The organism is Shinella sp. M27 (assembly GCF_049199905.1).
Taxonomy (GTDB): Bacteria; Pseudomonadota; Alphaproteobacteria; order Rhizobiales; family Rhizobiaceae; genus Shinella.
On record NZ_JBLZPK010000014.1, the window covers coordinates 247,283 to 256,960 of the forward strand.

Annotated in this window: 17 protein-coding genes; 16 read left to right on the top strand and 1 reads right to left on the bottom strand. The window is 61.1% G+C overall.

Annotated elements, in window-relative coordinates:
* The first annotated feature begins 2 nt into the window (after positions 1–2).
* From ACOZK4_RS06480 to ACOZK4_RS06555, 16 genes are all read left to right on the top strand, one after another.
* Positions 3–1,025, top strand: a complete 1,023-nt coding sequence (locus ACOZK4_RS06480) for a hypothetical protein (RefSeq protein WP_421591142.1) — start codon at positions 3–5, stop codon at positions 1,023–1,025.
* Complete coding sequence (locus ACOZK4_RS06485) at positions 1,025–1,981, top strand: hypothetical protein (protein ID WP_421591144.1); 957 nt, start codon at positions 1,025–1,027, stop codon at positions 1,979–1,981. Before ACOZK4_RS06480 ends, ACOZK4_RS06485 begins: the two co-directional genes overlap by 1 nt.
* A 2-nt stretch (positions 1,982–1,983) precedes the next feature.
* The gene (locus ACOZK4_RS06490; RefSeq protein WP_421591145.1) at positions 1,984–2,394 is read left to right on the top strand and encodes a recombination protein NinB; all 411 of its coding nucleotides are present in this window, start codon (positions 1,984–1,986) and stop codon (positions 2,392–2,394) included.
* A complete protein-coding gene (locus ACOZK4_RS06495) occupies positions 2,391–2,597 on the top strand; it encodes a hypothetical protein (protein WP_421591147.1) in 207 nt (68 codons plus the stop codon). The genes ACOZK4_RS06490 and ACOZK4_RS06495 overlap by 4 nt, the downstream gene beginning before the upstream one ends.
* Complete coding sequence (locus ACOZK4_RS06500) at positions 2,597–3,025, top strand: DUF968 domain-containing protein (RefSeq protein WP_421591149.1); 429 nt, start codon at positions 2,597–2,599, stop codon at positions 3,023–3,025. Before ACOZK4_RS06495 ends, ACOZK4_RS06500 begins: the two co-directional genes overlap by 1 nt.
* Positions 3,022–3,492 carry a hypothetical protein gene (locus tag ACOZK4_RS06505; protein ID WP_421591151.1) on the top strand — a complete coding sequence of 157 codons (471 nt, stop codon included), beginning with the start codon at positions 3,022–3,024 and terminating at the stop codon, positions 3,490–3,492. Before ACOZK4_RS06500 ends, ACOZK4_RS06505 begins: the two co-directional genes overlap by 4 nt.
* Positions 3,489–3,713, top strand: a complete 225-nt coding sequence (locus ACOZK4_RS06510; RefSeq protein ID WP_421591153.1) for a hypothetical protein — start codon at positions 3,489–3,491, stop codon at positions 3,711–3,713. The genes ACOZK4_RS06505 and ACOZK4_RS06510 overlap by 4 nt, the downstream gene beginning before the upstream one ends.
* Complete coding sequence (locus ACOZK4_RS06515) at positions 3,710–4,135, top strand: hypothetical protein (RefSeq protein ID WP_421591155.1); 426 nt, start codon at positions 3,710–3,712, stop codon at positions 4,133–4,135. Before ACOZK4_RS06510 ends, ACOZK4_RS06515 begins: the two co-directional genes overlap by 4 nt.
* Positions 4,122–4,475 (top strand): hypothetical protein, encoded by a 354-nt coding sequence (locus ACOZK4_RS06520; protein WP_421591157.1) that lies wholly within the window; start codon positions 4,122–4,124, stop codon positions 4,473–4,475. The genes ACOZK4_RS06515 and ACOZK4_RS06520 overlap by 14 nt, the downstream gene beginning before the upstream one ends.
* Complete coding sequence (locus tag ACOZK4_RS06525) at positions 4,462–5,469, top strand: Lar family restriction alleviation protein (protein ID WP_421591158.1); 1,008 nt, start codon at positions 4,462–4,464, stop codon at positions 5,467–5,469. The genes ACOZK4_RS06520 and ACOZK4_RS06525 overlap by 14 nt, the downstream gene beginning before the upstream one ends.
* Entirely contained in the window at positions 5,462–6,166 is a 705-nt protein-coding gene (locus tag ACOZK4_RS06530; RefSeq protein WP_421591159.1) for a hypothetical protein, read from the top strand. Before ACOZK4_RS06525 ends, ACOZK4_RS06530 begins: the two co-directional genes overlap by 8 nt.
* A complete protein-coding gene (locus ACOZK4_RS06535) occupies positions 6,156–6,503 on the top strand; it encodes a hypothetical protein (RefSeq protein WP_421591160.1) in 348 nt (115 codons plus the stop codon). Before ACOZK4_RS06530 ends, ACOZK4_RS06535 begins: the two co-directional genes overlap by 11 nt.
* Positions 6,500–6,703, top strand: a complete 204-nt coding sequence (locus ACOZK4_RS06540; RefSeq protein ID WP_421591162.1) for a hypothetical protein — start codon at positions 6,500–6,502, stop codon at positions 6,701–6,703. The genes ACOZK4_RS06535 and ACOZK4_RS06540 overlap by 4 nt, the downstream gene beginning before the upstream one ends.
* Complete coding sequence (locus ACOZK4_RS06545; RefSeq protein ID WP_409530316.1) at positions 6,696–7,001, top strand: helix-turn-helix domain-containing protein; 306 nt, start codon at positions 6,696–6,698, stop codon at positions 6,999–7,001. Before ACOZK4_RS06540 ends, ACOZK4_RS06545 begins: the two co-directional genes overlap by 8 nt.
* Positions 6,893–8,017: a tyrosine-type recombinase/integrase gene (locus ACOZK4_RS06550; RefSeq protein WP_421591163.1), complete on the top strand. Its 1,125-nt coding sequence runs from the start codon at positions 6,893–6,895 to the stop codon at positions 8,015–8,017. Before ACOZK4_RS06545 ends, ACOZK4_RS06550 begins: the two co-directional genes overlap by 109 nt.
* Before the next feature lie 203 nt (positions 8,018–8,220).
* On the top strand, positions 8,221–8,472 hold the full coding sequence (locus tag ACOZK4_RS06555) for a GlsB/YeaQ/YmgE family stress response membrane protein (protein WP_313522432.1): 252 nt from the start codon (positions 8,221–8,223) through the stop codon (positions 8,470–8,472).
* A 90-nt stretch (positions 8,473–8,562) separates the two neighbouring features.
* Here ACOZK4_RS06555 and ACOZK4_RS06560 read toward each other — a convergent pair whose 3' ends face one another.
* Complete coding sequence (locus tag ACOZK4_RS06560; protein ID WP_421591164.1) at positions 8,563–9,576, bottom strand: porin; 1,014 nt, start codon at positions 9,574–9,576, stop codon at positions 8,563–8,565.
* Between the last annotated feature and the right edge of the window lie 102 nt (positions 9,577–9,678).

Genomic DNA, 9,678 nt, shown 5'->3' on the forward strand with positions numbered 1-9,678 from the left:
GCATGTCTCAGGAAAACCCATGGGCTTGGTGGCAGGCCGCGCTCGCTGGCAACATTGGCCCGATGCATGAAGGCCAGCCCGAGCAGGGCTATTACCGCACGCGTTTCAAAGGTGGCCAGTGGGAGCCCGTCGCTCTCTGGTTCGAGAACGGACAGTGGCACGCGATGCGCGGCGAGCGTATGGTCGACGCCGCCGACGCTTGGAACTTCTGCCGAACGCACCCCGTATCCTACGAGGCGTACCAGAAGGCAATCGAAGGCGCGGGCTGGGACGATGAGCCGCCGGCGCCGACCATCGGCCATAACCTGCCGGCCGACCCGTTCGAAGCGCTCACACTCGAATACCAATCCGAGAAGGAACAGGCCGAGGCGTTCATGACGACGCCGATCACGACGCAGGATCAGGCCGACAAGGCCGCGATCTGGTCGAAGCGGCTCGCCATGATCGCGAAGAAGGCTGCCGACCTGCACAAGGTCGAGAAGCAGCCGTCGCTCGACGAGGGCCGACGCGTCGACGACAAGTGGCGCGGCCTCAAGGAAGAGCCGGTCGACATGAGCAAGAAGCTCAAGCGGCACCTGGACGCCTACCTGCAGGAGCAGCAGCGCCGTGAGCAGGAGCGCCAGCGCAAGGCACGCGAGGAAGCTGACCGCATTGCCCGCGAAGCCGAAGAGGCGCGCATCGCCGCCGAGAAGGCTGCGGCCAAGAAGGTTGCCGACGGCATTTCCGACGCTGCGGCCATCGCCGAACATAACGATCGCATGGCCGAGGCTGATCGGCTCGCACAGCAAGCAGCCGATGCCGAGCGCGAAGCGCAGGCTCGCAACACCAGCGCCGGCCGCACCGGTGCGCGCGTTGCTCTCCGCACCTTCACCTATGCCGAGATCACGGACTTCGATGCTCTGCTGATGGCGCTCAAGGATCGCTCCGAGATCCGCGAACTGGTCGAGACGCTCGCCAACCGCGCCGCGCGCTCCGGCGTCGAACTGGCCGGCATGGCGATCCGTTCTGAACAGAGGGCCGCATAATGAACGCTCATGTCCCTGCACTGGCCGGCGGCGGCCAAGTCATTGCCATCGTCCCACAGACGTTCGAAGAAACCATGCGCGTCGCCCGAGCCGTCGTCGCCTCCGGCCTCGCGCCGGCGGCGCTGATCGGGAAGAAGACCGGAGACGATGCGGCGGCTGCCGTTGCGGTTTGCATCATGTCTGGTGCCGAGCTTGGCATGAAACCGATGGTCAGCCTCCGCAGCTTTACCGTCATCAACGGCAAGCCCGCGCTCTACGGCGATGGTCTGATCAATGTCGTCCGTCAGTCGGGCAAGGTCGCATTCCTCAAAACCGGCTACGAAATGCGTGATGGCCAGATGATCGGCTATTGCCATGCCAAGCGCAGCGATACCGGCGAGGAAAGTCGCGTCGAGTTCACCCAGGCACAGGCTGAACGCGCTGGCCTTTGGGACGATCGGCCGACCATCCGCAAGCAGGTTTGGGAGAACAACCAGAAGATCTGGAAGGACAACCAGCCGAACGACGCCCCTTGGTACAAATTCCGCGAACGTATGATTGCATGGCGCGCGGCCGGCTACTGCCTTCGCGAACTGTTCGGCGACGTGCTGGGCGGCATCCGCGACGAGTACGAGGCGCGCGAAATCGCCGACCACGAAGAGCTGCGCGACATCACGCCGGTCGAGCGCCCCGCGCCGCCGAAGCCGCCTGCCCCGCCCGCGCCGCCGACGGCCAAGGTGATCGAAGCCGAGCCGGAGCATACGACCTGCGATCCTGAATTTGACCTCGGCAACTTCCTTGAAGAACTGGAAACGTCGCTGGCAACGGCGAAGGATTCTGCGTCGGCCGCCGAGATTTGGAACGACTACGACGCGCCGGCCATTCTCGAGAGCAACGGCCATGCCGACATGATCGACACGGCGTACGCGATGCGCGACCGCGCCTATGCCAAGCTCGAACCGTACAACGGGGGCTGACCATGGGTAGAGCCCTTCTCGTCCTCGCCAATGAAGCCATTCGCCGGAAGGCGGTGGACTGGATCATCCGCGCGCCGGCGGAAACCCGCGTCGAGTTCAAAGGACCGAAGCGCACCACGCCGCAGAACGATCGCATGTGGGCGATGCTCACCGATCTGTCGCTGCAACTCGCGTGGCACGGCCAGCAACTCACGCCCGACGACTGGAAGCTCGTCATGCTCGACGCGCTGCGCCGGGAGAAGAGCGAGCAGCTTCGGCTCGTTCCCAACACCGATGGCACCGGCTTCGTTGCGCTCGGCACGTCGTCGTCCGACCTGTCTAAGGAAGAGATGACGGATCTGATCGAGGTCATCTTTGCCTTTGGCGCGCGCCACGACGTCATTTGGGCGGATCCGAAAGCGAGGGCAGCATGACCAGCGCCATCCGCGTTCCTCGAATCGTCTCCGACATCATGTGGCTGTTTCACAAGCGCCACGGCGGCATGAGCAAGCTGCCGGCATGGCGGAAGGCCTCGGAAGACCTCGCCACCGCCAAGCGTACGGGCAGCACCCAGGCTATCCACCGCGCCCGCAAGGAAATGCGTCAGGCCGTCCTCGATGATCTGAGGAGGGTGTAATGGCTATGCGCATCAACACAGCGGCTTTCCGCACTGATCCCGAGCCGCCAAAGCGCCGGCCGAAGAAGCGGAGCGACTATCTCGCGTTCCTCCACGAGCTGCCGTGCGTCGTCACCGGTCGGATGGGAGTTCAGGCCGCGCACCTCTCCTATGCCAACGTGTTCCACGGCCATTTCGGTCGAGGCAAACAGACTAAGGCGCCGGACCGGTTCGCCCTGCCCCTTTGCCCAGAAGAACACGCCGCCCAGCACGCGATGAACGAGCGCGCCTACTGGGAGAGCAAGGGCATCGAGCCGCACGCGCTGGCGAACACCCTCTTCGGGCTCTGGAGCGACTTCGATGAGCCCGAGGCGATCACCTACTGCACGAACCGCATCATGCAGGGCCTGGCCGTTGCCGGCCGCCTGCCTTCGAGGGATTCGGCATGACCAGCACCGACAGCAAGAAGATTGAAGACGGCGGGCCGGACCTGTCGGCTCTCATAGAGAAGCTGGAGAAGGCGGAAGGGCCGGATCGGGAACTGGATGAAGCAATCTGGCTCGCTGTGATCCCGGGGGCTTCCCGCAAAAACCTGCTGGCCGATCACCCGGACGAAAAACCGCTATGGGAATATCACGACGTAGAGCGCAACCTCTGTTTTCGCGGCGGGATCATCCCATCCTACACATCCTCCATCGACGCTGCCGTATCTCTGGCAGAGCGAGTGCTGCCGGGATGGGTCGTTGACCATATCGGCCAGGATTACGCCGGCGACATACCGGTGTTGCGAGGTCTTGGCTGGTGCGTCGAGCTGATGAACGGCGAACATCACGTTGTTGGTCAGTCAAAATCTCTCGCCATCGCCCTCGTCCTTGCAACCCTCCGCGCCCTCCAGTCAAAAGGCGGTGAAGCATGAGGCCGTACGATGTAAAGACCGACGCCGACATATTGGCGATGGAGAGCGACAACCATCCGCAAGATGCCACGGTTTGGGTCATCCTGAACGATGTAGACAATGTTTCGCTACATGCGCCGGCACTCCCCGATGGGCGGTCTCAATGGGTCACCATTCCCCGCGACCAGTTCAACGCGATTGTCGATTGGTACATGAAAGACCAGTCCAGAGGTGAAGCATGACCACCCCCTCCTCCCCCGTAGACAGCATAGCGAAGGCGATGGAAGGCGTGACGCCGGGACCGTGGAACGACAGCCGTGATATTCGAATCCGCGGCCAGCACGATGTCGGCCTTAGCATCTGCTTCGTCAACTGCGAGAACGGCTCTCGGACCGACCGCGAGGCAAGAGCCAACGCCGCCTACATCGCCGCTTGCTCCCCCGACCGCATGCGTGAAGTCCTCGACCTCGCCCGCCAGGCAGAGGCGATGAAGCGGGAGATGGCGGAGAAGGACGCGGAGATCGCCCGCCTGCGTGACGCTCTGAAATTCTACGCCACGCCCAGCATTTACCTTCCTCACCCGCTCGGCCCCGCCTTTGACCGAAGGACGAGCCTGTATCACGCGGCGAAAGACGCGCTAGGGGGAACCCATGCGCGTGATTGAGCAACGTCGCGGCTACCTCCACGGGACCCACAAGGGCGCGACGATTGAGATCGAGCGCGATCCGTGCCCCGGTGAGCCGGAGCGAAAATTCTATATCCGAGTTCGCTGGAAGGATGGCGGCTACCTATACGACGGCTGGTCTCCCGAAGGCGTCGACACGATGGCCGAAGCCAAGCGGGACGCAATCAAGGGGGCATGCCTCAACTCAAAGAGCAGCAGCCCCATCGTCGAAGACCTTTCCTATCAATGCGATGCGTGTTCGACGCCAGGCTATGGGCCCGATGCCCGTTGCCTCTGCACGCCCATCAAAACTATCGGAGGCGGCAATGCAGAAGACTGAGCGAGTAACCGACGAGATTGTCGAGCTGAAGCCGTGCCCGTTCTGTGGCGGTGAAGCGTTACAGTGCGGCAACAACGAACATAACCCGCGCCACTGGATCATGTGCCGGGATTGCCATGCGTGTCCCGGCGGCGACGTTCCCGATCTTTGTGAAGCCGTATCTACCTGGAACAGTCGTTCCTCTGCAGAGGAGAAGGTGGTGGAGGGGCCTATCGCAAGCTTCGCATGGAATGAAGGCGTGGAAAGCGCGCCATATTCCACGACAGTTCTCGCAACCTATTTCGACATGGAAATCGGCGAATGGATCATAAAGATTTTCGTCGCCGAACGGCCCACCGCGCCTTTCACGCACTGGATGTGGATTGCAAGCCCCGGTGAAGCGGCCGAGCTTCCGTGGCGGAATATGGATAGCGCGCCTCGCACCGGAGAGGAGTTCATCGCAAGGACAGGACCGGGCTACCCATCCTTCTCGTGTTTTTGGGACGGCGAAGGCTTCTCGCACTATGACAAGCACGATGGCTTCATACGGTACCCGGCGACAGAGTGGTTGCCAATGCCGACCGCCGCCCAGCAGGATTGCGAGACGCGCATCAGGAGCGCCCTTGTCGATGTCCCGGCGGTAGAGAGCGAGCCGGTGGCGTGGATGTTTGAGGGAGATGCGTGGGGCCGTGAGGTCATGCTTTCTGAGCAGGAAGCTATCGACCGCAAGGAGCGCCTCTCGCGCACATGGGATATTACGATTACCCCCCTCTACACCCACCCTCCCCGCTCATCGCTCATCCAATCCGAAGAGGGGGAGATCACGCTCACCATCAAGGAAGCCGAGAAGCTTGCCGCGCGCCTTGAGTTTGATGCGTCTTGGGACAAATGCGGCGACGGCTACTATTCCATCAAGAACCAGCTTCGCGCCCTTTCCACCCCTCCCTCACCCTATGGGGGAGACAATGGGGATGGTTCCGCCACAGGTACGAACGGAGGCCAGGACAATGGCTAAACCCTACAACGTCACGCCCCAGATGATCCGCGATACCGCAGGATGGGAACACATCGACGAGGAATTGCGCTCGATGCTGCGGGTCGCCGCCGATGCGCTTGACGCCAGCGAAGCGGAACTCAAAGGCCGTGGGCCAAGCTGGCGGTGCTTCCATTGTGACGAGGTGTTCACGACGGAGCACGCAGCACGCTTGCATTTCGGCGAAACCGAATGCCAGGACCCGGCTTGCCAGATCAAGGCCGGTGCGGAGATGAGCATGCTTGAAGCTCTCCGTCGCGCGGAAGAGGAAGCACGCAAAGCCGTCATCGCCATGCACGAGGAAGGCACGGACGGCTGGACAGCCTTCCGCAGGCTCGAAGGCCGCACCCGCCAAAACGCGGAAGCGGCCGAGAACCTTGGCTATGAGCGCGGTTTACGTGATGGGCGCGCCGAAGCACCTCAGCTCTTCGGCCCGTACGCTCATCTCAACGGTCACCGCGCGCTTTCCGAGGATAGCTGGACTGTCGAAGACGATCCGATCTCGAACGACGTGGAGTATTTCTCCATACCGCTGTTCGCCAAGGTCGATGTGAAATTTCCCGTCACCTACGGCGAGCCGGATGCGGCGGCATACGAAGCTTACGCCGACGAGCTGCGCGCGCTCGCCACAAACGCAACTGGATCCTCCTCCACCGATGGAGGCAAGCATGGCGGGTGAACTGGTAGAGCTGATCCGCGGCAGGATCGACGCTGATTTCGACGGAGAGTGCCACCTGACGAAGGACGAGGCGCTTTCGATCATTGGCCTCATCGAGCATCTTCGCGACAACTCCCGCATCGAAGCGCTCGAACGCGAGAACGCCACCCTACGCGAAGCGCTTGATCCGTTTGCAAAATACAAGACGGCAGACGGCCTGCCGAATGGTTTCCTTCGGATACCGGACAGCCACCCGGTCTTGTTCAACGGGCTCGGGAGCGACATCGAATTCGTAGTTACCGTTGCCGACTTCCGGCGGGCCGCCGCTGCCATCCGCAATATGGGAGGGGGCGAATGAACCTGGCCGACCTCTTAACACCACCCAGAGAGTGCCAAGCCAAAGGCATGCCGCTACAGGACAAGCGCAAAGGCTTCATATGGTTCTGCACGCTTGCGCGAAAGAACTTCGCTAAGGGCCGGTCAAAGCCTGATTGTTTCTGTGCGGCTATGCTTGCCGCCGGCCGCGACGCTCTGGAGAAGGAGCGCGGCGATGGGTGAGATATCGACCGATCTTCTGACGCCTGACCAAGCGGCCCAGCTCCTCACCATTTCAACAAAAACCTTGCGCGCCCATGTGAAGGCGGGTGAGATTGCATTCATCCCGACCGGCAGGGGCGAGAAGCGCGTTAGGATGGGGTTCGCCCGCAAGGACATCCTGGACTTCATCGAAAGCCGCAGGAAACGCGAATGTCCATCTATAAGCCAGCCAAAAGCCCGTATTACTCATACGACTTCGTCGTCGAAGGTCGTCGCTTTTTCGGCTCTACAAAGGCCAAAACCAAGAAAGACGCCCTAGCGTTTGAGGCACAAGCCCGGCAGCAAGCCAAAAAGGACGTTGCGGAAGAGCGGAAGACGGGCAACGGGCCGCTGACTATGGATACAGCCGCCGGCCGGTTCTGGAACGAGGTCGGCCAGCACCACGCAAATTCTGCGACCACCTTCACCGACCTCGAGCGCCTGGTAAATCGTCTAGGACGCACGACGCGCCTTGACGCGATCGGAGACGCAGAAGTAGCGGCGCTCGTGGCTTGGCGTCGGTCGAACACAGTGCGCGACCGTACGAAACATCGTGACGGGACTGAAGTGCCCACGATTTCGAACGCGACCGTCAACAGGTCAACGACCATTCTGCTTCGGTCGATCTTCTCGCGCGCCAAGCGGACATGGCGCTACTCGTTTCCAAAAGAGCCGAATTGGCGAGACCACATCCTGAAGGAGCCGAAAGAGCGCGTGCGCGAGCTCGACGAAACCGAGGCCGACGCTTTGGATGGGGCCGTCCGCGACGACTATGCCAAATGGTTCGAGTTCGCCCGCATATCCGGCCGGCGACGGGTGGAAACGCTCATTAAGTGGAGCGACGTCAACATATTCGCCAAGCGGATCACGACGACGGGGAAAGGCGGCGCGCTTATCTCAACACCGATAACACCAGAAATAGCCGAGATCCTGAAGGCTTGCGACGGTCATCACGACGAGTACGTGTTTACCTATCTTTGCCAGCGCCCGCGGGGCGACCAGAAGAAGGGCCAGCGCTACCCGATAACGGCCGAAGGGGCAAAGACCCAATGGCGCAGGCTTGTCGCTAAGGCAGGGGTGGAAGATTTTCGTTTCCACGATATCCGCCACGACGTCGCGACAAAGCTCCTCAGGTCAACAGGAAACTTGAAACTGGTACAGAGAGCGCTTAATCATTCCGATATCAAAACGACGACGAAATACGCTCACGTTTTGGATGATGAAGTGGCCGCCGCGCTGGAAAATGTTTCAAAGTCCCGGAAAAAATCCCGGACCAGCAAACCGAAGCTTGCATAAGGCGCTGTTGCCTTTATTGAAATTAGCAACGCGGCCCTCCGTCTGGGGGTCAAGGGGTCGTGGGTTCGAATCCCGCCATTCCGACCATTTCTCTCCTAAATATTTCCCCACGCCCGCAGTTCCAAAATGGAACTTTGCGGCGCTTTACGCGTTCTCTCCCCGGCTATTATTACCGGTAGCTTTTGAAGCTTGAGGAGACGGGAATGGAAGACGCAGGAATCGGCTGGATCGCGGCCATCATCATCGGCGGTATCGCCGGCTGGCTCGCCGAGATGTTCATGAAGAGCAACATGGGCGTTCTAATGAACATCGTGCTCGGCATCGTCGGCGCGGCCGTGGCAAACCTCGTGCTCAGCCTGATCGGCGTCTCGCTCGGCGGGTGGATCGGCTATCTCATAGCCGGCTTCGCCGGCGCTTGCATCCTAATTGCCATCGCGCGCGCTATACGGCGCTAAAGCCAGTCACGTCACGGACTGTTTCAAAAAACGAACCCGGCCCTGCATTTGCGGGACCGGGCCGTCAGCCGACTGGAGGATCAGGCCAACTTAGAACGAGCGCTGGAAGCGGACGATACCGCCCCATGCGCTGCCGTCGGCATCGCGGTCGCGATAGACCACTTCCGGCGTGACGACGAAGCCCGGAACGACCGTGAAGGCGACGTTGGCATTGGCAACGAAGGTTTCGCTGTCGTCGTAAGCGAGCTGTGCGTTGAGCTTGACGCGCTCGGTCAGGCCGACCGACGCACCACCCCAGACAGCCCAGTCGCCATCCCAAGTCGCGTAATCGTTGCGGAAATCACCATTGGTGTTCCAGCCGGCCATAACGAAGGCCGAGAAGCTGCCGAAGTCACCATCGAGACGCGCCTTGATCGCGCCTTCTTCGAGGCTCGAATCGTAACCGCCAAGAACGCGAGCCTTGAAAGATTCACCAGCGTAACCAACGCCACCAACAATGTTCGGGACGTAGTCGTTACCGGCATCAGCAAAATCTTCAAGCGAGAGAACGGCGGTGATACCGTTGTCGGACTTGTAATTGTACTGGATGACATTGGCTTCATCGGGACCGAAGTCGATGAGGTCATCGACAAGGACCGCACCCGCATTGTCAGTGAACGTGATGAAGGCCGACTCCGTCTTACCAACGCGGAAGCCGGCGAGGTCGATATAAGCATGGCGCAGTTCAGTCGTGTTATTGCCTTGGCGCCAGTTGAAGCGAAGCTCCGCATAGGTTTTCAGAGCGCCGTATTCGGTGTCCGAAGCCGTAGAGATGCGCAGGTCGAAGCGCGAGCGCGTGTCCCATTCGTCGCCGAGCGAACCGTTTGCCTCATTGGCATTAAGGCCAAGCAATTCGCCGCCGCGGACGTCCATGCGAACGTAGCCGCCAATCTTGAGGCAGGTTTCCGTGCCCGGAATATAGAAGTAACCGGTGCCGAACGCGTCGCAGACGCGGACATATTCCATCGGCTCAGGCTCGGCAGCGACGATAGCGTCTGCGGCGTGAGCGCCCGAAACCGTAACGAGGGCAGCGGCGGAGCCGATGAGAAAGCCCTTGATGTTCATTTTTAATCTCCGTTTGATTCATGAGGCCGGACCCCTCTCCACAAGACGATCTGCCTCGCGGATGCCCCGGCCACCGGCAAGCGGAAGTGCAATCCCGCAGCC

What these genes read in the sequence shown, in the direction of transcription:
- ACOZK4_RS06480 (WP_421591142.1), top strand. Translation starts at nt 3, where the DNA reads ATGTCTCAGGAAAACCCATGGGCTTGGTGGCAGGCCGCGCTCGCTGGC.
- ACOZK4_RS06485 (WP_421591144.1), top strand. Translation starts at nt 1,025, where the DNA reads ATGAACGCTCATGTCCCTGCACTGGCCGGCGGCGGCCAAGTCATTGCC.
- ACOZK4_RS06490 (WP_421591145.1), top strand. Translation starts at nt 1,984, where the DNA reads ATGGGTAGAGCCCTTCTCGTCCTCGCCAATGAAGCCATTCGCCGGAAG.
- ACOZK4_RS06495 (WP_421591147.1), top strand. Translation starts at nt 2,391, where the DNA reads ATGACCAGCGCCATCCGCGTTCCTCGAATCGTCTCCGACATCATGTGG.
- ACOZK4_RS06500 (WP_421591149.1), top strand. Translation starts at nt 2,597, where the DNA reads ATGGCTATGCGCATCAACACAGCGGCTTTCCGCACTGATCCCGAGCCG.
- ACOZK4_RS06505 (WP_421591151.1), top strand. Translation starts at nt 3,022, where the DNA reads ATGACCAGCACCGACAGCAAGAAGATTGAAGACGGCGGGCCGGACCTG.
- ACOZK4_RS06510 (WP_421591153.1), top strand. Translation starts at nt 3,489, where the DNA reads ATGAGGCCGTACGATGTAAAGACCGACGCCGACATATTGGCGATGGAG.
- ACOZK4_RS06515 (WP_421591155.1), top strand. Translation starts at nt 3,710, where the DNA reads ATGACCACCCCCTCCTCCCCCGTAGACAGCATAGCGAAGGCGATGGAA.
- ACOZK4_RS06520 (WP_421591157.1), top strand. Translation starts at nt 4,122, where the DNA reads ATGCGCGTGATTGAGCAACGTCGCGGCTACCTCCACGGGACCCACAAG.
- ACOZK4_RS06525 (WP_421591158.1), top strand. Translation starts at nt 4,462, where the DNA reads ATGCAGAAGACTGAGCGAGTAACCGACGAGATTGTCGAGCTGAAGCCG.
- ACOZK4_RS06530 (WP_421591159.1), top strand. Translation starts at nt 5,462, where the DNA reads ATGGCTAAACCCTACAACGTCACGCCCCAGATGATCCGCGATACCGCA.
- ACOZK4_RS06535 (WP_421591160.1), top strand. Translation starts at nt 6,156, where the DNA reads ATGGCGGGTGAACTGGTAGAGCTGATCCGCGGCAGGATCGACGCTGAT.
- ACOZK4_RS06540 (WP_421591162.1), top strand. Translation starts at nt 6,500, where the DNA reads ATGAACCTGGCCGACCTCTTAACACCACCCAGAGAGTGCCAAGCCAAA.
- ACOZK4_RS06545 (WP_409530316.1), top strand. Translation starts at nt 6,696, where the DNA reads ATGGGTGAGATATCGACCGATCTTCTGACGCCTGACCAAGCGGCCCAG.
- ACOZK4_RS06550 (WP_421591163.1), top strand. Translation starts at nt 6,893, where the DNA reads ATGTCCATCTATAAGCCAGCCAAAAGCCCGTATTACTCATACGACTTC.
- ACOZK4_RS06555 (WP_313522432.1), top strand. Translation starts at nt 8,221, where the DNA reads ATGGAAGACGCAGGAATCGGCTGGATCGCGGCCATCATCATCGGCGGT.
- ACOZK4_RS06560 (WP_421591164.1), bottom strand. Translation starts at nt 9,576, where the DNA reads ATGAACATCAAGGGCTTTCTCATCGGCTCCGCCGCTGCCCTCGTTACG.